Origin of the sequence: Streptomyces sp. MP131-18, from assembly GCF_001984575.1 — a bacterium.
Classification (GTDB): Bacteria; Actinomycetota; Actinomycetes; order Streptomycetales; family Streptomycetaceae; genus Streptomyces; species Streptomyces johnsoniae.
Genome location: NZ_LZNS01000001.1, coordinates 7635597 through 7656827 on the forward strand (window position 1 = coordinate 7635597; position 21231 = coordinate 7656827).

General features: G+C 71.7%; 19 protein-coding genes and 1 pseudogene. 7 read left to right on the top strand and 13 right to left on the bottom strand.

Features of this window, described 5'->3' with window-relative positions:
• Positions 1-48: 48 nt before the first annotated feature.
• The 3 genes and pseudogenes from STBA_RS33895 to STBA_RS33910 all read right to left on the bottom strand — a co-directional run.
• Positions 49-689, bottom strand: a pseudogene (locus tag STBA_RS33895) (IS5 family transposase); the annotation flags it as partial.
• Positions 690-973: 284 nt separating this feature from the next.
• Complete coding sequence (locus STBA_RS33905) at positions 974-1771, bottom strand: class I SAM-dependent methyltransferase (RefSeq protein WP_077062822.1); 798 nt, start codon at positions 1769-1771, stop codon at positions 974-976.
• A gap of 37 nt (positions 1772-1808) precedes the next feature.
• Positions 1809-2675 (bottom strand): class I SAM-dependent methyltransferase, encoded by an 867-nt coding sequence (locus STBA_RS33910; protein WP_077062823.1) that lies wholly within the window; start codon positions 2673-2675, stop codon positions 1809-1811.
• A 648-nt stretch (positions 2676-3323) separates the two neighbouring features.
• Between STBA_RS33910 and STBA_RS33915 the strand changes: the two genes are divergently transcribed.
• A complete protein-coding gene (locus STBA_RS33915) occupies positions 3324-4337 on the top strand; it encodes a methyltransferase (protein ID WP_216356002.1) in 1014 nt (337 codons plus the stop codon).
• Between the two features lie 18 nt (positions 4338-4355).
• Here STBA_RS33915 and STBA_RS33920 read toward each other — a convergent pair whose 3' ends face one another.
• The 9 genes from STBA_RS33920 to ahcY all read right to left on the bottom strand — a co-directional run bounded on the left by STBA_RS33920 (position 4356) and on the right by ahcY (position 15667).
• The gene (locus STBA_RS33920) at positions 4356-5162 is read right to left on the bottom strand and encodes an ABC transporter permease (protein ID WP_077062825.1); all 807 of its coding nucleotides are present in this window, start codon (positions 5160-5162) and stop codon (positions 4356-4358) included.
• Positions 5163-5174: 12 nt separating this feature from the next.
• Positions 5175-5942 carry an ABC transporter permease gene (locus tag STBA_RS33925; protein WP_079252309.1) on the bottom strand — a complete coding sequence of 256 codons (768 nt, stop codon included), beginning with the start codon at positions 5940-5942 and terminating at the stop codon, positions 5175-5177.
• Entirely contained in the window at positions 5939-6907 is a 969-nt protein-coding gene (locus tag STBA_RS33930; RefSeq protein WP_077062826.1) for an ABC transporter ATP-binding protein, read from the bottom strand. Before STBA_RS33930 ends, STBA_RS33925 begins: the two co-directional genes overlap by 4 nt.
• A complete protein-coding gene (locus STBA_RS33935) occupies positions 6904-7998 on the bottom strand; it encodes a nucleotidyltransferase family protein (protein WP_077062827.1) in 1095 nt (364 codons plus the stop codon). The genes STBA_RS33930 and STBA_RS33935 overlap by 4 nt, the downstream gene beginning before the upstream one ends.
• A gap of 61 nt (positions 7999-8059) precedes the next feature.
• A complete protein-coding gene (locus STBA_RS38175; RefSeq protein ID WP_077062828.1) occupies positions 8060-8938 on the bottom strand; it encodes a hypothetical protein in 879 nt (292 codons plus the stop codon).
• A gap of 616 nt (positions 8939-9554) precedes the next feature.
• On the bottom strand, positions 9555-11834 hold the full coding sequence (locus tag STBA_RS33945; protein ID WP_143659605.1) for a hypothetical protein: 2280 nt from the start codon (positions 11832-11834) through the stop codon (positions 9555-9557).
• Entirely contained in the window at positions 11831-13153 is a 1323-nt protein-coding gene (locus tag STBA_RS33950; RefSeq protein ID WP_079252310.1) for an aminotransferase class III-fold pyridoxal phosphate-dependent enzyme, read from the bottom strand. Before STBA_RS33950 ends, STBA_RS33945 begins: the two co-directional genes overlap by 4 nt.
• Entirely contained in the window at positions 13150-14169 is a 1020-nt protein-coding gene (locus STBA_RS36110) for a cupin domain-containing protein (protein ID WP_107485162.1), read from the bottom strand. The genes STBA_RS33950 and STBA_RS36110 overlap by 4 nt, the downstream gene beginning before the upstream one ends.
• A gap of 28 nt (positions 14170-14197) precedes the next feature.
• On the bottom strand, positions 14198-15667 hold the full coding sequence (gene ahcY, locus STBA_RS33960; protein WP_077063803.1) for an adenosylhomocysteinase: 1470 nt from the start codon (positions 15665-15667) through the stop codon (positions 14198-14200).
• A gap of 341 nt (positions 15668-16008) precedes the next feature.
• On the opposite strand from ahcY, the gene STBA_RS33965 reads away from it, so the two are divergent.
• Positions 16009-16719 (top strand): guanylate kinase, encoded by a 711-nt coding sequence (locus STBA_RS33965; RefSeq protein ID WP_079252311.1) that lies wholly within the window; start codon positions 16009-16011, stop codon positions 16717-16719.
• Here STBA_RS33965 and STBA_RS33970 read toward each other — a convergent pair.
• Entirely contained in the window at positions 16713-18011 is a 1299-nt protein-coding gene (locus STBA_RS33970) for a helix-turn-helix domain-containing protein (RefSeq protein WP_077062830.1), read from the bottom strand. The two genes, STBA_RS33965 and STBA_RS33970, sit on opposite strands and share 7 nt — an antisense overlap.
• Before the next feature lie 364 nt (positions 18012-18375).
• On the opposite strand from STBA_RS33970, the gene STBA_RS33975 reads away from it, so the two are divergent.
• From STBA_RS33975 to STBA_RS33995, 5 genes are all read left to right on the top strand, one after another.
• Complete coding sequence (locus STBA_RS33975) at positions 18376-18717, top strand: hypothetical protein (protein ID WP_077062831.1); 342 nt, start codon at positions 18376-18378, stop codon at positions 18715-18717.
• A gap of 52 nt (positions 18718-18769) precedes the next feature.
• Positions 18770-19084, top strand: coding sequence for a hypothetical protein (locus STBA_RS33980; RefSeq protein WP_077062832.1), 315 nt, complete (start codon positions 18770-18772; stop codon positions 19082-19084).
• Between the two features lie 53 nt (positions 19085-19137).
• The gene (locus STBA_RS33985) at positions 19138-19497 is read left to right on the top strand and encodes a hypothetical protein (RefSeq protein ID WP_077062833.1); all 360 of its coding nucleotides are present in this window, start codon (positions 19138-19140) and stop codon (positions 19495-19497) included.
• Between the two features lie 4 nt (positions 19498-19501).
• On the top strand, positions 19502-20782 hold the full coding sequence (locus STBA_RS33990) for a hypothetical protein (protein ID WP_077062834.1): 1281 nt from the start codon (positions 19502-19504) through the stop codon (positions 20780-20782).
• A gap of 87 nt (positions 20783-20869) precedes the next feature.
• On the top strand, positions 20870-21214 hold the full coding sequence (locus STBA_RS33995; protein WP_077062835.1) for a hypothetical protein: 345 nt from the start codon (positions 20870-20872) through the stop codon (positions 21212-21214).
• Positions 21215-21231 lie beyond the last annotated feature (17 nt).

Here is a 21231-nt window from a genome sequence, read left to right on the forward strand (position 1 = left end):
CCTGGCGGATTTGATGCCTTGCCGCATGCCGGGTGTCTTGACCGTGTCCTATGTGGTGAGTCGGTGGAGGCGTTGGTAGCAGGTGAGGGCGGTGGCGAGGCCGAGAAAGGCCAGGTAGTTGCGGGGATGGCGTTCGTGGCGGGGTGAGAGGCGGCGGTAGCCGGACAGCCACGACATCGCGCGTTCGATCACCCACCGGTGACGGCCCAGCCGCTGGCCGGACTCGACTCCCTTGCGGGCGATACGGCACGCGATGCGCTTGCCTTTCAGCCATCTGCGCAGGTCAGGCTGGTCGTATGCTTTGTCGGCGTGAATGTTGCCCGGACGGTGGTGTCGGCCGTGTTCGGGGTCGTGTCTCGATCGGAGACCGGCGAGGAGAGGCTTCAGGCCCTGGCTGTCGTGGACGTTGCCACCTGAGACAGCGACCACGACAGGCAGCCCGTTCGCATCGGACAGGATGTGCATTTCGGAACCGGACTTACCCCGGTCCACGGGGCTCGGACCTGTGTGTTCGCCCCCTTTTCGGCCCTGACGTGGGCCGTGTCGAGGATGACGCGGGACAGGTCGAGAAGCCCTGCGGCGGCGAGTTCGTCGAGCACCGCCCGGTGCAGGCGGCCCCACACCCCGGCCCTGGGCCAGACAAGGAACCGACGGTGCGCGGTGGACTTCGATATCCCGAAACAGGGCGGCGAATCCGGTCCGGAAGACCAGGCTGCGGACCGTGTCCTGAGCGCGGCTCGCTGGTCCGGGCGTACGTCCGCGTGGCGTCGCCGCGCACGTACTGCGTCATCGTCAGGTCGTAGATGCCCTTCGTCGCCGACCGTCGGCAGGTGAAGAGCAGCGTGCATTCTTCTCCCGACTCGATGGCACGAGTGGCGGGCGTCGTCTGCTCGGCCTGACGTGCCAGGAGAGCGTCGGCGTGGGGGGCTGAGGATGTCACGTGCGCGGCTCGGCTGCCCGCAGCGCTGTGCGGTCAGGGCTTGACCATGACGTAGGTCTCGCAGACGGTCTGCGAGCCGGTGGGCTGGCGGGTGAAGTTGTCGAAGACCTCGATGTCGCCGAAGCCGGCCCGGGCGCCCAGCCCGACGATCTGCTCCTGCGCCCACGCGTACAGCTGGTGGGTCTCGCTGCGTCGGACGTAGGTCTGGGTGGTGTCATCGCGCAGGAACATCAGGCCGTGCCAGTTGTAGGTGCCCTTGATGGCGGTCCGAGTAATGCTCATGAGCAGTGTGAACGGCCCGCTCTCGATGACTCGGGCGGTGGGGGTCGTGTGCGCCACCAAGGACTCCGCGTGGCGTTCGGTGTACATGTCGAAGGTGAACGTGCCGCCGGGGCGCAGCACACGGTGGACGGACTCGAACGTCCGCAGCAGCGTGGTGTCGTTGGGCAGGTGGACCAGCGCACCGGTGCTGACGACCGCGTCGAATTCGTCATCCAGGGGAATGGCCGGCAGCTCGGCTTTGACAAGCCGGGCCCGCTCCTGCGAACGGATCTTCAGTTCGGCCTGTTGCAGCTGGGCCGAGGACCGGTCGAGGCCGGTGACGTCGTATCCCCGCTGGAGCAGTTCCCGAAGAAGGAGGCCACTGCCGCAGCAGAGGTCCAGGACTTTGTCGACCTGCCCGCCGCGTTCCTGCCAGCTCTCGTGGACGAAGTCCGCGACCTGACTCCGCGGCGCCAGCCTGAACTTGTCGACGCACCACGCATCGCTGACGTCGTACCCCTCGGGCAGGAACGAATAGGGGTGGGACGGTTCGGTGCCTTGCACGAGCATGGATCGGTTCCTCTCGACGTATGGCTGCGTTCGGCTGTCACGGGTGTGGCGGGTGGGCTGCCCGGCGGGGCGACGCCTCGGGCTGGGCGGACGGCCCGCCGGGCTTGACCGCGACGTAGGTCTCGTAAAGGGTCTCCGGGCCGGATGGCTGGTGCCGGTAGTTGTCGAAGACCTCGACCCGCCGGAAGCCGGCCCGGACCGCCAGGTCGGTGACCTTTTCCTGGGGCCGGGTGTGCACGCGGTGGACCGCGCTGCTCCTGGTGTACGTCTGAGTGGTGTCATTCCGCACGAACTGCACGAAGGTCAGGTCGTAGGAGTCCTTCGCGGCGGGCCGGTGACAGGCGAGGAAGAACGTGAGCCCCCTGCTCTCGAGGTCGAACCCCCGCGGAGCGTCCTCCGTGTACTCGAAGCACCTCTGCATGAGCGTCTCGCTGAACAGGTCGAAGATGAAGGTGCCACCGGGACGCAGTACGCGGTGGGCGGCCTGGAACGCCTGGAGCAGCACGGTGGAGTTGGGCACGTAGGTGAACGCGCCCCCCGCGCAGACGACTGCGTCGAACTGCTCCTCCAGCGGGATGGCCGGCAGTTCGGCCTCGACCAGCCGCGCCTGTGCCGAAGGCCCGAGCTTCTGCTTCGCCAGCTCCAACTGCGCGGGGGACGCGTCGAGGCCGGTGACGTCGTACCCCCGCCGGACGAGTTCCCCGAGTGTCAGGCCCGGGCCGCAGCAGAGCTCCAGAACCTTGTTCACCGGGGGGCCGTGCTCTTCCCAGATCCCCTGCATGAACTCCGCAACCTGATCGCGCGGCGCCTCGTGCCAGTCGGTGAGGAACCACGAGGCGATCACATCGTAGTTCCCGGCCATCTCGTCGTTGGGAGTGACGGATTCGGTGACGTGCGAACCCATGCTTCGGTTCCTTTCTGGCAACGGCGGCCTGCCGCGGGAATTTTCCGTGGGATGTGCGAGGACCGGAGATCAATCCAACCGGGGGAGGAGTAGGTGAAATGGTCGAAAATAGGGGGTTTAATTTGTATGCCAGACGGCTTTGCAGGTAAGCACGGAGGACGGGCTTTCCGTTCCGGTTCCCGTCTATGCGAGGCCCTGGAAGGGTCCACTCGTGTGGGTGAGGTCGGCATCCGGGAAGGCTCGGTCCGCCATACCGCGAGGTCGAGTGGTTTCCGGCGTTCGGTCGGCGGCGAAAACGGCGACCAGGGTGGTGGGGTGCGGGGGAGGGGGCTGCTCACGCGTGCCGTGCGGTAACGGAAGAACGTGCGAACGAGACATCCCCGTGTGCGGTATTGGCGTTGCCAAACCCATCCGTGCCCGTAGTTTTGCGATGCGTTCGCGCGGCCGGGCCTGGCGAACGGAATGCCGTGCGGGACCAGCGGTTTGCCGAACGGCGACCTGGCGCAGCCTAGCCCCTGTGAACGGCACCAACTCTTCGAGGCCGCCTGGCTCGGTGTCGGCGCATGGGCGCTGAATCCGCGCCGGTTTCGCGGAAGAACCTTGGCGGCAGTCGAGTACGCACGCATGCAACGAGGAAAGGAAACCCTCTTGGTCACGCCGACCGCGAGCCCCGAGGCCGGTTTCGCTGACATCACACGTCTGGCCGGCTCCTACTGCTCGACCAGGGCGCTGGTGAGCGCCTTGGAATTCGACCTCTTCACCACTCTGCACACCGGGCCCGCGACCGAGGACGAGATCCGCTCGGCACTCGGTCTGCATGGTCGCGGACTGCGGCACTGGCTCGGCCTGCTGGTGGCCCTCGGCCTGCTGAAACGGCACGGCGACCGGTACGGCAACACCCCCACGGCGGACCTGTACCTGGCGCGTGCTGGGATGTGGTACATGGGGGACTTCATCCGAAAGGTCATGATCCCGTCCCTTGATGACCTTTCCGCCGCCCTGCGCACGGGGCGGCAGCAGGTTCCCGGAGGAGGCATGGGGACCGTTGTCGACGACCCCGAGCTTCTCAGGTCCTCGATCATCACGATGGACATGCTGACAGGCGACGTCGTTCCCGCACTGCTCGCCGCCTACGAGGGCTGGAACGATCAACGGACCCTGCTCGACCTCGGCGGCGGACGCGGCAGCGTGGCCGCGCAGCTGGTAGCCGCCCACCCGCACCTCAGCGCCGCCGTTTTCGACCTGCCGGCCATGGCCCCCCTGTTCGAGGAGAACATGGCCCAGCGAGAAGCGGCCAGGGCACCGGCCTTCCATGCCGGTGACTTCTTCACCGACCCGCTCCCCACGGCCGACATCGTCCTCATGGGGAACGTCCTGCTCGACTGGGAGGCCGAACAGCGGAAGCTGCTGGTACGCAGGGCCTACACGAGCACCAACCCCGGCGGCGCGCTCATCGTGTACGACCACAGGCTCCAAGGCACCACCCCCGGCGGCCAGGAGAGCCTGATGCCGAACCTGCTCACGCTGGCCCTCTGCGGCGTCTCGGAGTACACCCTCGATGACCTGAGCGCGGACGCCAGGAGCGCGGGTTTCGACGCTGTCGAGCACCGGCCCCACGGCTCGCCGCCGCGCCCCGTCGTCGTCTGCCGCCGGGCCCGGTGAGAAGCCGGCCTCCGGGGCCTACGGGTCGAAGTCGACCGTGCCGCGTCGGCGGCCGCGGTGCAGGAGCGATTCGAAGGCCAGGTGGGCCATGACCAGCCAGAAGACGCCGACGAGCAGGCCCAGGGCCGCCCGGGCGAAGACGTAGCCGGAAGAAGCGTCTTCGGTCAGGGCGCGGAGGGCGTGCAGCAGGTGCGTCAGGGGAACGATGTCGGCGATCCGGCCGATCCAGGACGGCCAGTAGCCGATGGGGACCTGTACGCCGCAGAACGCCATCATCAGCAGGGCGGTGACGCCCGGGACGACGTTGCGCAGGCGGCCGGCGTTGAGGACCAGGGCGGCGAGGAAGAGGCCGAAACAGTAGGTGCCGGCGGCGGTGAGGACGACCAGGAGGGCCGCCACCGGGATGTGCTCCGGCCGCCAGGTGACGCCGAAGAAAGGGCCCAGGAGGAACAGGGCCACCAGGGAGGTGCCGGTGCCGCTGACCGGCCACTGGAGGCTGCGGCCGAGGAAGACCCAGGTGGGTCCGGCCGGGGCGGCGGCCAGCAGCGCGAGAGTGCCCGCCGTGCGTTCCCAGGTGGTGGAGGCGACCACGGTCAGGGATTCGATGACGCACGTCATCAGCGCGTTGCCGATGACCAGGTAGGTCGCGTGCTCGGGACCGGCGACCACCCGGCCGAGGAGGACGAAGAACGTGACCTGGGCCAGCATGCGGCCGAGCCAGCCGAACGTCCATGTCCGCCACGTGTAGATGGCGCGCATGTCCGCGAAGGCATTGGCCGCACTGTGCCTGACGACATGTGCGGGGAGGGCGAGTCGTGCGAGCACGGGAAGGTCACCTCACGCCTGGGCGAGTGTGCCGAGCCGGCGCACCCGGTTCAGGACCCGACGCAACAACATCAGCCCGATGGCGCACCCGGCCGAGCCGAGGGCGAGGATGACCGCGAGCCGTGCCACGGCGTCGGTGACGGGTGCGGGGTCGAGACCGTCGCGCAGCAGGTCGGCCGACCAGGACAGGAACACCGCTCGGGAAACGGGCTGGACCCAGCCGGGCAGGAAGGTGACGGGTACGAGCACGCCGCCCAGGAGGTAGAACGGGTAGCTGAGGGTGTTCTGGATGACGCGTGCCGAGGGCATGAGAACGAAGAGGGGCGACAGGATGCTCGCGGTGCCGGCCGCCGCCCACACCGTTGCCAGCAGGCAGGCGACGACGACGAGCGGGTGCGGGAAGGCGAGCCAGCGGCCGAAGACGAGCCCGGCGGCCAGCCATGACTCGGCGAAGGACACCACGCCGATGGCGGTGACCGCGCACATCCGGCCCATGACGACGGTGCCGAGCCGGGCGGGTGCGGCGATCAGCCCTTCCAGGGTGCCCAGGTCCCGTTCCTCGGTGATGAGTTCGCCGGCGGCGTGGAGGGCGAGCAGCCACAGCGACATCAAGGTGGGTGCGACCACCGCGTACGGGGACAGGTCGGTGCGCCCGGCATAGTCGCTGATGGACAGGAAAACGACGGTCAGCAGCGGGGCCGTGACGCAGACCTGGACCGCGGCGGGCGAACCGGCGAGATGCCGCAGCTGAAAACGTGCGGCGGTGACGAACAACCTCATCTCTCCACCGTCATGCCCCGCTCGCCGATGAGGTGCAGGTAGACCTCTTCGAGGGTGGGGCGGGAGGTGGCCACCTCGGTGACGTCCTCCGCCACCAGGCGTCTCAGTACGGCGCGGGTGGCCGAGGTGTCCTCGGTCTCGATGCGGAGCCGTTCCCCGGCGGCGGCGCGTACGGTGACGACCCCGGGGATGTCCGGCAGTGCCGCGGCGACCTCGGCGGGGACGCCCCGGGCCTCGATGCGCTCGTAGCGGGAGATGAGGGCGCCGATCCCGGCGGGCGCACGGGTGGCGATGATCCGGCCGTGGTCGACGAGGGAGACCCGGTCGCAGACGGCTTCGGCCTCGGCCATGTCGTGGGTGGTCAGCAGGATGGTCCTGCCATCCGCGCGCAGGCCGTCCACCAGGACGCGGAAGTCCTGTGCCGCGACCGGGTCCATGCCGACCGTCGGTTCGTCGAGGATGAGCAGCGGCGGGTCGGCGACCAGGCCGCGGGCGAGGTGAAGGCGCTGTTTCATACCGCGGGAGAGGGTGTCGACGCGGTCGTCGGCCCGGTGCGCCAGGCCCATGCGTTCCAGCAGAGCCTGGCAGCGGCGGCGCAGCCCGGTGCCGCGCAGGCCGTACAGCGCCGCCCAGAAGCGCAGGTTGTCGCCGACGGTGAGCCGTCCGTAGAGTCCGCGGTCGCCGCCGAAGACGATGCCGATGCAGCGCTTGACGGCGTCGGCGTCCCGGACGACGTCGCGGCCCATGATGCGGGCGGTGCCCGAGGTGGGCAGCAGGATGGTGGACAGGATGCGGCACAGCGTGGTCTTGCCCGCCCCGTTGGGGCCGAGCAGGCCGTGGACCTCGCCTTGTCCGACGCTCAGGTCCACGCCGCGCAGGGCGTACACCTCGGAGCCGCCGCGCCTGCCGGTGCCGTAGCTGCGGGTGAGGGAGCGGGTCTCCACCGCTGTGGCCCTGTCCGTCATGACAGTTGCTCAGCCCTGCACCCGGGCCCGGCCCTTCGCTCCGCCGGCGCGTCCAACTCCCGCAGGGCCGCTTCGTACCGCTCCTGGGTGACGATCTCGTGGGTGACCAGGAGGTAGTCGCCGACGGGGGTGAGCAGAAGGGCCTCGTCGCCGTAGCGGTGGACGCGCGCACGGTCCCAGTCGGTGCGTCCTTCGGCGGGCCGCAGCGGCATGCCGTACAGGGCCGTGCCCGCGGCGAGGGCGGCGCCGATGTCCGTCGGCGGGGCAGGCGGCGCGGAGTATGCGGCGCGGCGGGCCCGTTCACGAACGACCCCGGCCTCCAGGGCGGCGCTGAGGCCGGACAGGTGCCCCAGGGGCAGGCGGGTGGCCGCATGGTCGAGCAGCTCCCCCAGTTCGGGGGCGAGGTGGTATTCGGCTGCCGCCGACACCAGTGCCTCCGTGGACGCGACGGGGGTGGTGCCGAGCACGTGGACATCGATTATGTCCCGGGCGTGGAAAGGCCGTTGCAGGCGCTCCTCCGCCAGGGCGAGGAGGTTGGCGGCGAGCGGATCCTCGGGTATGCGCGGGCGGATGGGGAAGACGCCGCCGTCGCCGACGAGGGCGGCGGTGGCGACATCCACGCGTATCTCGGGGTCGAGCAGCGGGTCCTCGGCGGGCCAGTGGAGGGCGACGACGGTGTGGCGGGTGGGCGCGCCGAGTATGGAGACGCCGATGTACAGCGGGGTGCTGTCGGCCGTCAGTAGGCGTACCGCGCGCCAGAGGTCGGCCTCGCCGTCGGTGACGAGGTCGAGGTCGCCCTGGGGACGCAGGATGCCGTCGGGGTAGTGGCGCGCGAGCATCGGCCCCTTGACGACCTGTACGCGGGCCCGGTCGGCGATGTGGGCCAGCACTTCCTCGTAGTGGCGGGCCCGCCGCCGGGCCCGTCCGAGTTCGCCGCGGGCCGCCTCGCTCATGGGGTGGCCGCGGTGTTCGAGAGCGGAAAGGACGAGGTAGGGCAGGGTGTAGTGGGCTTTGCGGGCGCTGAACAGCAGGCGGCCGGGGCCGTGCTCCTCAGGAACGTCCAGGGCGTCGTAGAGCGTCGAGAGATCCATGGTGGAGACGTCCAGGGTCGGGAGGCCGGTGGTTGCGAGGTCCGTTGCCGGGCGGTTGGTGTCAGGCGTCGTCCGGGTCGGCGGGACGCCGCCAGAAGACGTGGTCGACCTCCCAGCCGTCGGCGACGAGGGAGGCGACCACGCGGTCGCCGTGGCCCGCGGCGAGGTGCGGGGCGGGATGGATGACATTGCCGATCAGCGGAAGCCGTGCGTTCCGGGCGTGGGCGATGGCGGTGGCGGTCAGCGCGGCGGTGCCTGCCCGGCGTGGTCCCGCGTCGCCTTCCACCAGGACGTCGACCAGGTCGATGTAGTCGCGTCCGGTGACCGGGTCGTGGGCCTGGCCGAGCAGGGTGAGGTGGCCGATGGCCGGCCCGTCGCCCTGGGTGGCGACGAAGGAGACACGGTCGGGGGCCTCGATGATGTCGCGGGCGACGGCGTCCGCGGTGGCGGGGTCGGCGGCGACGCCGTGGCCGGCGCTGCCGTCGACGAGAGCTTTGACGAGCCAGCGTGCGATGGCCGCCTCGTCGGTGTCCGGGTCGGCCGGGCGGACGGTGAGCGGCGCCGGGCGGTGGCGGGCGGGGCCTTCGGGGGACGCGTCCGCGGGCCCGCCGGTGTGGCGCAGGTAGGTGAGGTGCCGGTGCCACGGCTCGGCGAGGGTGATGTGGGCCGGGGCGCGTACGACGATCGGCCGCGCGGCGCCGTTGCCCGCCCCGGCGATCCGCAGTGCCTCCGCCAGCCGGGTGGCGTCCTTGAGAATGCTCTCGGCGCAGAACTCGACGAGCAGCCGCCGTTCGTCCAGCAGCGGATCGTGCTGTTCGTCCGCGACGAAGTACTGGCCGTGGAGCCGGTGGAGCAGTTCGGCCTCGGCCGCCGCGGCGAGGTAGTCGGGCGAGGCGTGGGTGGCACCGGTGATGCCGACGGGATGGGCGGAGTTGCTCATCGTGCCTCCGGACGCGGGACGGCGACGAGGCCGGCCGGCAGGCGCGTGGCCGCTTCCCGGACGCCGTCCGCGGTAAGAGCAACGATCTGCCTCGGCTCCTGACGGACCGGAATTCGATCGGCAGCTGTCATCAGGAATCCTCGTATCCAGAATTTCGGATCGTGCGGAATGCCGCCGCAGCGGCGGGCCGCGGCGGCATTCCCTGGCGCCAATCCGGCTCAGCGGTTGGACTTGGGCTTGACCTTGACGAGCCGCGGACGCATGGTGATCAAAGGCATGATTTCCCCCTCTCTGTTCGGTGAAGCATTGAGTTGCCATGGGAACGGGAAGGCCCCCGCCCGGAATTTGGGGGCGGCCTTACCTCCCTGGAGAAAGCTTCGGGCTCCGGTGATTTCGCCTCAAGTGGTTGTCCGTTTCCCGTGAATCGGACAACGGGCCGGGTGCCGCTCGGGGCGGCGAACGGTGCGCGAAGCACGACGAAGCGAAGCCGAGGCGGCGCCTGGCGCCTCGCGGGCCCGGGCCCGGGCCCGGGCCCGGAGCACCACCGCGCCCCCTTACGTCCTCGGTGGCCCAGCCATGGGGCCCCCGGTCCCCTGGACCGGCACGGCATGCCGGGTCACCGCGAGGCCGGAGCGTCCTGATAACGGGTGACCAAGTCGGCCAGTCGCGTGTGCAGTTGTCCGGGCGGGTGGTGCGGTGGCCGGCCGAGGAGCGCCGCCTCGGCCGCGCTCCGCCGTCCGAGCCGCGCGCCACGGGCGGCGTAGCGCACACAGAAGAGAGCGTCGGCGCGGCGGTCGGCCGCGAACAGGCTGCCGGCGTCGGCGAGTGAACGGGAGTCGACGCCGGCGAGCTTTCCCGCGAGGTCGAGCGCGCTTCGGACCTCTGCCTCGTCGCCCTGGTGGGGCACCTGCCACAGGGCCAGCAGCGTGGCGAGCAGTTCCGGGTGGCCGCCAGCCGCCAGGTCGGCCGGTAGCCACTTGGGCTTGTGGTGGCGCGGGAACTGGAGCGCCAGCGCGGCCACCGCGAGGTCGTGGGCCGCACCGCGCAGCGCGTGCCACGCCTGTGCCATGGAATCGGGGGAGGCGGGACCGGTGGGCGCGGTCCGCCGCGCGGCCGCTGTCACGGCGCGCCGTACCCCGGCCAGGTGCCGGGCGATCGCGTCGGCCGGCGGGCGCAGGGCGGCGGCCCGCTCCGCCCAGCGGGCGGCGAGCCCCTCCGGGTCCCACACGGGCAGGCCGACCAGCCGGTCGGCGGCGGCCAGCCGCTCCAGGACCGTCTCGAAACCCACCGCCGCGACGCCCGCCGTGCCGGTCCCGGCCGCCTCCTCCGCCATCGTGAAGGCGTCCTCGACGTCCGCGAGCAGCACGTTCGTCGACGTGACGCGTATCCCGTCCACCGTGCTCCGGCTGACTGCCGGAGCGCCCGTCTCCCTGACGATCAGCAGGTTCAGGTCGGAGTCGGGGCAGGCGCGGTTGCGGGCGGTGGACCCGGTGGCCAGGACGGCCCGTACGCCCCGCTCCCGTCGCAGCCGCCGCGCGATGTCCCAGGACAGGTCGGCGCGCCGCACGCTCGGGCCGCTGAAACGGAAGGCGTCCACGCCGCACAGACGCCCCTGGGCGAGCAGTCCGGCCGCGCGGTCACGGTCCAGGCCGTCGGTCAGGGTGGCCACCGCCCGGCGGTGGCCACCGAGGTCCACGAAGGGCAGCGCCAGTACGGCGTCCGCGTCCAGGCCGCGCTCGGTGAACGCCCGACCGATGCCGGTGTGCCCCGGCGGCAGCCCGAACCACGTGCGGGCGTCGTGCAGCGCCTCCACGGCGCCGTTGCTCAGATGGACCCCGTTGTTCGTCCGCCGCACCGGCCCCCCGTCGGCCGTCCCCAGCGGGAAGAGGCCGGCCAGCGCATCGCCGCGCAGGCTGCCAGGCAGGGCCAGGGCCGGATCGGTCGCGCCACAGAACTCGGTCCGCATCCGCGGCCAGGGCAGCGCGGCCGGCGAATGCGCGGTGACGAGGATGGCGAGCGTACGGTTGCCGCTCTGCTCCAGGCGGGCGAGGACTCCCGGCATGTGCGGGTTGATGACCACCAGCGCGCGCCCGTCGTGGAATCCCGGCTCCTGGTGAACGTTGACGAACAGGCAGTCCCCGATCTCGTTCGGACCGTCGATCTCCCGGCTGTCCAGCCCGCGCAGCTCGGCCGAGCCGGTGCTCCACTTCTCCAGCAGCTCCTCGGTCAGGCCGCGTTCCTCGATGATCTGCCGGGCGGTGACGACCTCCAGCTCCTGGGGGCGGGCGCCGAACCGGCGGACGAACTCGGGCCGGTCGTAGATCTCCAGGAAGGCGATGCGCTCCTGGGCGATCAGCGTCCCGCGCGCGGCCAGCTCGGCATGCGGCAGGTAGTGGGCGGCGGCCATGCCCCGGCTGCCGATCTCGTTGCCGTCCGTGAGCAGCGCGCGGCTGGCCAGGTAACCGCACTCGGCCAGCCGGTCGGCCAGCTCCCGCAGGGTGCGCGGCAGCACCTCCATGCCCGGCTTGAAGACCAGCACCCCGCTGAACTCGGCCGGGACACCCGGCTCGTGGGGATGCCGCGGGTGGTGCCACGAGCCGTCGCGCAGTACGGACTCGAGGTCCGGCGAGGCGCAGGCGTCCGCGTCGGGCACCCGGCGCAGCCGGCGGCGCAGCGCGGCGGCCGCCCACCAGGTGGGATCGCAGGCGGGCCGGTCGGGGATGACGAGCTCGATCCGGGGGCCCGGGGACGCCGTACGGATCTCGGTACGGCCGGGAGCGGCCGCTTCGCCGTCCGCGGTCGCCCCCGCCTCCGCCTCCGTACCCGCCGTCACATCGGCGATCCAGGCCAGCAGCCGTTCCCGGTGGTGCGCACCGGAGATGGTGATCACGCTCACGCCAGGACCGTCGCTTCCCGCTCCTCCTGGGTACGTTCCATGGCTCGCGCCGCGCAGTCCAGGCTCTCCTCGATGACCGCCTCGTCGTGAGCGGCGGAGACGAACCAGTTGTGCGTGGGGTGCACGAGAGCTCCCTGGGCCGTCATGTGGATCGCGAAACGGCTCATCCAGGCGTGGTCGGTATCGCCGTCCACGGTGACGGTGGGCATGGCGGGCGGCCCGCTCACGCGCAGCGGGACGCGGTGGCGCCGGGCGAGCGCGAGCAGCCCCGAGGTGAACTGCTCGCCGCGGGCCCGCAGTACGTCGACGGTCCCCTGCCGCTTCATCAACCGCAGGCTGGCGAGCGCGGCGGCCATCGCGCTGCCTGCGTTCCAGAAGGTGCCGGCGGCGAAGACCTTCGCGGCCGCGTCCCTGAGAGCGTCCGTACCGGTGACCGCGGCCAGCGGCCAGCCGTTCGCGATGGCCTTGGAGAAGCAGACCAGGTCGGGCCGGTAGCCGAAGTGGGCGTGCGAGCCGCGCAGATCGAGGTGGAACCCGGCCCGTACATCGTCGGAGACGAGCAGTGCGCCGTGCCGGTCGCAGTGGTCGCGCAGGGCCGCGAGCCAGGCCGGGTCGGGCAACTCGGCGGCACCGGGGATCGGGTGGTGGAACGGGGTGATCGCTACGGCGGCGAGTTGCGGCCCCCGGGTGCGGAACAGCGTCTCCAGTGCGTCGAGGTCGTTCCAGGGCAGGGTGACCACCGCTGAGGAGTCCGAAGCGTCACGCCCGGCCCCGGAGTTGCACCAGGCGCACCAGCCGTGTGAGCCGTGGTAAGCGCCGTCCACGCAGGCGACGAGCGAACGCCCGGTGTGGGCGCGCGCGGTGAGCAGGGCGATCCACGTCGCATCGGAACCGCTCTTGCCCCATGCCGCCCAGGCGGCGCCTTCGACCGTGGCCACCAGCAGTTCGGCCAGTTCGACCGAGCGCGCGGTGGCCTGGCTGAGGCATTCCCCGCGGCGCGCCTCCTCGGCGACCGCGGCATCGACCTCGGGCTGTGCGTAGCCGTGCACCGAAGTGCCGTAGCCGCACAGGAAGTCGGTGTACCAGTTCCCGTCCACGTCCTGGATGCGCGCGCCCTGGCCGCGTTCGGCGAACCACGGGTAGTGCTCGGGGCTGAGGACGGCAGGGAACTTGTTGTGGCCCCAGACGCCGCCGGGGATCACCTGGGCCGCCCGGCGCAGCAGCGTCTGGGAGGCCGGATAGCGCGCGGCGGCCGTGCTCTTCGCCGTGCTCTTCGCCGTGCTCTTCGCGGAGCTTGCCGCGGGGGAGGTGCGGTTCATGAGGAGTCCTTCGTGCCGTGCGTCTCGGGGCCGCCGCTGATCACCGGCGCAAGTCGTTCCAGGTGCTGCGGGAATGCCTGTGCCACGTCGTCGGGGCGGGCGATGGACTGGTCGGCGAAGTCGAATCCGGGCGCGACGATCTCGCTGATGAGGCCGTGGCCGACGTCGTCCGGCAGCCGGCTGGCCTTCCACCAGCCGCCCGGGCACGTGAACACCGGTACCTGGCCGCGGTGCGTATCCGTGCCCATGACGACCTCGTGCAGGGTGCCGTCGGGGGAGAGCAGTATGTACTCGATGGGGCCACCGGAGTGCAGGAAGTGCGTGATGTGCGCGGTGTTGAGGTGCAGGTGGCCGGTGGGAGAACGGGCGTCGAGCAGGTAGTGGATGGTGTTGGCGTACGGCCGCGGACCCCGGAACGTCGTCATGGACGCGGCGGACTGGTACAGCTGGCGGTAGTAACCGCCCTCGACGTGGGGGGTCAGCTCCAGCAGCCGCGCGAGTTCCGGGCCCTCCGGCGTGGCGGGCCGGGCCGCCGCGGCGGTGGGCGCCGCTGCCCGCCGGCCGCTCTCCCCGGCCGATGCCGGCTCCTCGTCCGGCGCGTACTCCCACGTGCCGGTGCCCGGCACCACGGCCTCGCTCCACAGGGCCCCTTCGCCCTCGGCCAGTTCGATGCGGTGCCACTGGCCCGCGGGAACGGTCAGCTGGAAGTGCTCGCCGTGTCGCGGGGACTCGCCGAGGACCTGGTCCCGCTGGCCGTGGTCGGCCGTGCGGGTGCACACGCGGAGCCGTCCGTCGCCGAAGGCCGCGGGGTGGCGGAACAGGACGAGGTCGCCGGCGCAGCGCCGCCAGCCGAGGTGGCGGGCGGCGGTGTCGAGCATGCGGGTGCGCCACCGTATCGGCGCGGTGACGAGCGGCCGGCCGCCGTACCCGGGGTGCCCGCCGGCCGGCCCCGCCCAGCCTCCCGCCGGGTCGGCCGTCAAACGCAGTCGCGGTGCGAGGTCCCGGGCGCTGGTCATGTTTTCGTGCTCCTCGTCCCCGGGCCCGTCAGTAGCGGTACCCGGCCGGCTTGTACGGACCGTCCACGGGCACTCCCAAGGAGCGGGCCTGGGCCTCGGTCAGCGTGGTGAGACGGACCCCGAGCGCGGCCAGGTGCAGCCGGGCGACCGACTCGTCGAGGTGCTTGGGCAGCACGTGCACCCCGACCGTATACGGGTCGGCCGAGGTGTACAGCTCCAGTTGGGCCAGCACCTGGTTGGCGAAGGAACTGGACATCACGAAGCTCGGGTGCCCGGTGGCGTTGCCGAGGTTGAGGAGCCGGCCCTCCGACAGCACGATCACCGAGTGGCCGTCGGGGAAGACCCACTCGTCCACCTGGGGCTTCACCGCGATCCGCCGGACCCCCGGCACGGCCGGCAGGCCCGCCACCTCGATCTCGCCCTCGGCGTGCCCCATGCTGCCGACGATGGCCTGGTGCTTCATACGGGCCATCTGCGCCGCGGTGACGATGCCCTCGACGCCTGTGGCCGTCACGACGATGTCCGCGACCGGCAGCATCTCGTCGAGCGTGGCGACCTGGAAACCGTCCATGGCCGCCTGGAGCGCGCAGATCGGGTCGATCTCCGTGACCACCACCCGCGCCCCCTGGCCGCGCAGCGCCTGCGCACAGCCCTTGCCCACGTCCCCGTACCCGCACACCACCGCGGTCTTGCCGCCGATCAGCACATCGGTGGCTCGGTTGATGCCGTCGATCAGCGAGTGCCGGCAGCCGTAGATATTGTCGAACTTCGACTTCGTCACCGAGTCGTTGACGCTGATGGCGGGGAACAGCAGGGCGCCCGACTCGTCGAGGCGGCGCAGCCGCTGGGTACCCGTCGTCGTCTCCTCCGTCACCCCGACGAGGCCTGCCGCCAGCGTCGTCCACTTGCCCGGCGGGTCCGTGAGCGTGCGGGCGACCAGCCCGAGCATCGCCTCCTCCAGCTCGTCCGCGGCACCGTCCGGCGACGGCACGCGGGCGGAGCGTTCACAGGCGGCGCCGCGGTGCACCAGCTCGGTGGCCGTGCACGCGTCGTCGAGCAGCAGGTTCGGGCCCTGCCCGTCCGGCCAGGTCAGGGCGCGCTCGACGCAGTGCCAGAACTCCTGCGGGGTCTGGCCCTTCCACGCGAAGACCGGCACTCCGCTCGGCTCCCGCGCGCTGCCCGCGGGGCCCACCGCCACCGCGGCGGCCGCCGCGTCCTGCGTGGACAGGACGTTGGAGCCCGCCCAGCGCACCTGCGCGCCCAACTCGACCAGGGTCTCGATGAGGACGGCGGTCTGAACGGTCATGTGCAGCACCCCGGTGATCCGCGCCCCGCGCAGCGGCCGGGCCGCCCGGTGGTCCTCACGAAGCCGCATCAAGGCCGGCATCTCATGCTCGGCCAGGCGTATTTCCCCGCGCCCCGCGGCGGCCAGCGACAGGTCCAGGACGTGGAAGTCCGCTGCGGCGCCGGGCCGCGTGGGTGCGGGGGAGGCGGGCATCGGGGCGGAGGCGGTGCCAGTCACGGCGACACTGGCGGAGGCGGAATTCATTGCCGGTAGTCCCATCGTCTGCGGTCCACTGAGGCCTGGCCATCGTTCCGGGTCGGGAATCACGAGCGTTGCCCAGGACCTGCGGGCACTCAAGGCGTTGTCCGGAGCTGGGGCCGAACGGACAACTCCGAGCCGGCCGCCGCGGCGCCGCACGGGACCGTTTCCCGCAAGAAGCAAACGGACAACCCCTTGCCGCGCCCAATCGCTGTGCACACACTGGCGCTTGCGTTACGCACCGGATTGCCGGTCCCGCGTTCCATGCCGAAGAAACACGAGAAGGGCGTTATGCCATGCCCGAATCCCTGCCCGAGGCCCAAGCCGAAACAATTCCTGCACCCCAGCCCGAGAACAGCCGTCCCCTCGTCACCCGGCCCGCCGGCACCCTGCTGGTCCTGTCCGGACCGTCCGGTACCGGAAAGACCTCCCTCTCGCGGGCGATGGTCGAAAAGGACCCGACGCTGGCCACCACGCGCTCGGTCACCACGCGAAAGCCGCGTGGACCGGGCGAGGAGCACTACGATTACGTGTCCCGCGAAGTGTTCCTCAAGATGGTGGGCAACGGTGACTTCGTCCAGTGGATTCATCCGTCGTTCGACGAGTACTACGGGACGCTGCGAGCCCCCGTGGAGAAGGCGCTGTCCGAAGGGCAGGATCTGGTCTTCGACTACTGCACGGAGGGATATCTCAACCTCAGGCGTTTCTACCCGGAGCAGGTCGTCGGAGTCTTCGTGATGGCCCCCAGCGTCGAGGCCATGGCCATCCGCCTCAAGGGTCGCGGCAGCGAGAGCCCGGAGGAACTGGTACTGCGCCACCACATGGCGGCCAAGGACTTCGCTTTCGTCGACCAGCACGACTACCACGTGATCAACGACGACTTCGACGCGGCACTTCAGACCCTGCTGGCCATCCGCAGGGCCGAGCAGGCCCGGATGGCCCGGCAGCGGGCGGTGCTCGACGTCTATGCACAGCACGCCGAGCCGACCCTGCTGCGCTACTACTGATGCCCCTGCGTCCGCAGGCCACCGGCCAGTTCGCGCACGTAGACGGTGAGCAGTCCGTTGCAGCGGTATGTGCCCGCGGCCGTCAACTCCAGCAGGTTGGCCTGGTACAGCCGATCGGCCACGCGCATGGCGTTCCCGAGCGACATCCCCGGCAGCCGGGCCGCGTCGCGTACGGAGAACTCCGCGGAGTCCGCACGTTCCGTGGTGTCCGCGTGGGCGGCGGCGTCGATGACCCCGAGAGCGGGCGCCATGTCCGCGCCCAGATCGCGGTGGGACCAGGAGAACACGGTGCGCACCGAGGCGGCCATGTCGTCCGCGCAGCTGAGGAGGTCGAGGCGACCGCGCGGGTCGGTCATTCCGGCCAGCACCTCCTCCGGGCTCATGCCGGGGGCCGCCGAGAGGCGTTCGGCCAGGATGCGCAGGGCCAGCGGCACATGGCCGCAGTACGCGGACAGCCGGGCGATCGCCTCGGGGCGGGCGTTCTCCAGGCCGGGCCCGGCGACCCTGCGCAGGAGTTCGGCGGATTCCTCGGGGGTGAACGGCCGCAGGGAGAGCCGTACCGCCCCGTCCCGGGCGACGAGACCGGCCAGCCGGTTGCGGCTGGTCACCAGCACCACACAGCCCGGGGCGCCGGGCAATAACGCCCTGACCTGGTCGGCGCTCGCGGCATTGTCCAGAACGACGAGCATGTGCCGCCCGTCCAGCAGGGTGCGGAACAGCGCGGACCGCTCTTCCGGGCTTTCCGGAATCGCAGCGCGGTCGACGCCCAGCGCGCGCAGGCTCGCGGCCAGCAGCTCCTCCGTGGGCGCGGGGCGGCCGGCGGGGCCGTAGGCACGCAGGTCGTGGAAAAGGATGCCGTCGCCGAACGCGGCGGCATTGCGGTGCGCCCACCGCAGCGCGAGCGCGGTCTTGCCGACCCCGGGCATCCCGTCGACCAGCAGCACCATCGCCCGGCGGCGGGAGTGCGGCCGAGGTGCGGCGATGAGGCCAAGCTGCTCCAGCTGGCTGCGGCGGCCGGTGAAATGGGATGTGTCGGGCGGCAGTTGCGACGGACGCCGGGCGGCCCTCGGGGCGGGTCCCGCGCCCGCCAGCCGGTGGGCCAGCAGCAGCTTGCCGCCCGCGGACAGGGCCTCGTCGCATCTGCGGGCCAGGTCGAGGGAAGCCCGTTTGCCGCCCGTCTCGATTCTGCTGAGGTGCCCCTTGCTGTAATGAATCAGCTTGGAGAGCCTGGCGAGAGAGACGCCCTGCGCCATGCGCTCCTTACGCAACTCGCTGCCGAACACCACCGTCATCGCGCCCTCATTTCCGGTCCGGACTCGCAAGGACGCCGCGGTGTCCCGGCCGCTTCGCGGAAGGCCGGACGCCGTCCGCGGGCCTGTCCCGCCGAGACATCGGGAGCCATCCTGACAACGGCGCTTTCATGCGGCTTTCCTGGCGCGAGACGCTCTTCGTCCCGGGACAGACCGCCACCGAAGCCCTCAGGCCGCCGTTCATCCGGCTCGCACCGTGCGGACAGCACGCACGGGCTTTCGGGACCCCTGCCGAGCACCCTCTGCTTCGATTTCCTCCGTCGCTCCCCGGCGTTCGTGGCAGCACGGCCGGCGAGGCGGCTTCAGGCAATCCGGGACCCAAGCCCCTGCGGAAAGTGAGGCACCCATGTACGAAGAGGTCAAGCTTTCGCCAGAAGAGGTCGATCGCGTCATGGGCATCATCGCCCAGGCGTTCACCGACATGGAGGCGGTCGCCGCGGGCATCGGCGGGCACGCCGGCACGGTCGGCACCGCCTACAACGGCACCGGCACCGCGACCGCCGTGGAGACCTACGAGGGCCTCGGCCGGGCCGGCCAGGCCCTGGCCAACGCCCTGGAAGGGCTCTCCCAGGACCTCGGCCTGACGTCCAGCACCGGCCGGGAGACGGACGACGCGGCACACGGCGCGCTGAACAACGTGGTCCCCGCCAACATGGCCTCCGACCACTCCATCGCCGCCCAGATCTGATGCGGCCACCGGCAACCAAGCGACCGAAAGCGGAAACGAGCCAGGAGAAGTCATGGCCTTCAACGGGTTGATTCAGTTCAGGAACGACAACCTCGACGGCATCCAGTCCCAGACCGTCGGCCAGCAGGAGCAGTACACCGAGATCTGGGACAACGTGCGCACGCAGCTCCTGAGCCTCGTGCAGACCGGCCAGGTGGACGCCCAGATCGGCGGAACGCTCGAATACCGCGACGCGATCTTCCGCCGCGAGGCCACCGGCTACGACGAGAGCGTCACCTCGCAGAACACCGCGATGCGCAACGTGCAGAACATCGGCAACGAGGGCGGCGCCGCCATGGTCAGGGCCGCCGCCGGCGGCCGGGCCTGACCGGGTACCGGCACCGGGGAACCGGGTCCCGAGAGACACAGGGGAGACACACCATGGACACCGTCACGATGAACATCGCCGCCCACCGGAACGTCGAGGCCGCCGTGGGTGAGCGCGACCGACTCGCCAAGTTGATGGAGGCCACCGGCAGCATCGGCTCCAACGCCGGCATGTTCGGCCGCGTGCCGAACGGGGCGCGGGCGGCGGCGGTGCTGAGCGCGGCCGTGGCCGGCGTGACCCAGCAGGTGTCCGAGGGCGGGCGGACGGTCGACGACATCCGCAGCAGCGCCGCCGCGGCGGCCCAGATCGGCGAGCAGTCCGACCAGGAGGCCGAACGGGCCCTGGCGCAGGCACGAGCGGCGGCCCTCGGGCACTTCGACGCCGAGACATCGGCGCGGGCCGGAGGCTGGTGAGGTCATGAGCATCGCGTCGGCCTCGGCCCAGTTCCGGGAAACCATCGAGACGATCAAGAGCGCTCACGAGTACGAGATCCGGGCCGCCTCCGGAGCGTGGTTCACCCTGGCCAACGCCGGGGTGGCGGAGAGCACGGTGCTGGCGAGCACGGCTCAGGAGGCGGCCGCGGAGCCGGGCGTCGGCCTGCGGGAACTGTCCGAGCGGCTGGTTCAGATGACCGACTTCACCTCCGGCACCGCGGCCCTGGCCCAGCAGATCTCGACTCAGCTCCAGCAGGCGGGGGACCACACGGCGCGGGCCGTGGCGGAGGCCCTCGTGCTGGAGTCGCAGTTCGATGAGCTCATGCAGCAGCGGCAGTCCCTGTCGACGTCCGCGCACGCCGAGCAGGCCATGGAGGGCGCGATAATGGCCCTCACCGCACGGGCGCAGGCGGTGCTCACGGCGCTGGACCAGGAGTACGCCAACGTCATCGCCGGGGAGGCGCCGACGGCGCCCAGGAGTACCGGCCCCGGTGGACCGGGCGCCGCGCCGGCGGCCGCCGGCGCCGGTGCTCCTGGCGGGGCGGCCGGGGCGGCCGGGTCGGCCCCGGCGGACGCGGCCGGGGCGCCGGGGGCGGCGGCCGGCCCGGCGGGCGCCGCGGAGGCCCCGGTCGCCGACCATCAGGCGCCCAACGGCAGTGCCGTCGGGTCGGGGGAGTACCCCCACTCCAGCGTGATGGGGCCGGAGCAGGGCGACTTCGCCGGGTGGCAGCGCGACCCGGGCACCGGCTACCTGGTCGATCCGGCGACCGGGCGGGAGTTCGACCCGGCGACCGGCCGGTGGATCGACCCGGTCACCGGCAAGCCGTTCGGCGAGGCCACCGAGTACGCCGCCCGGCTGTCCGGCCTGGGCACCGGCTCGGGCGGCCTGGCCTCGCCCGGTGGGCTGGCGCTGGTCGCCCCGCCCGGCGTGGCGGGCGGGGGCTCGGGAGGTCTGGCGGGCCTGTACGGCGGCGTCCTGCCGCCGAGTATCGCCCACGCCGGCCCGGCCGGCGGCCAGGTGCTGAGTCAGGCCATGCGCAACATGGACCGGAACGCGCACGTGGCGACACAGATGGCGATGCGCGAATCGGCCCAGGGGGGACGACCGTTCATGCCGCCGCCGGCGATGGCCGGGGGCGCGGCGGGCGGCGGTCAGGGGCGCGGGGGGCGCGGCGCCGGGAACGGGCGGCTCACCGACCTCACCGAGGACCCCGAGGTCTGGGCCCCCCGCCGAAGTGCCACCACGGGTGTGCTCGGCGAGTAGTCCCCGGGGGCCGCAAGCAGCCCCCGGACGACCGCGAGAAGACGCGAGAAGACGCGAGAAGGCGCGAGAAGGAAAAGGAGAACGCAGATGTCCGCAGATGGCCTGTGGTACATCCCCGAGGGCTTCCGCGAGGCCGCGCGGGCCAGCACGGAGACCGCGGAAGCGGCGGAGAACGCCGGGCGCCGCCTCGGCCAGGTGCAGGTGAACGCCGCGAGCTGGGGCGGAGCCGACGCCTTCGTCAACGCCCTGACCACCACACGCGACGTCCAGGCCCGGGGGGCGGCCCTGGCGGCTGAGGGCCGGCGGAACATGGCCGGCGCGGACAACCAGGTCGCCGGCATCGGCGAGGAAGTGGACGTCGCCGCCGGACAGGCGCTCGGCGCGGCGGCCGCCCACGTGCAGGCCGACCGGACCGTCACCGACGGAATGTAGAAGACCCCCGCCCCCGG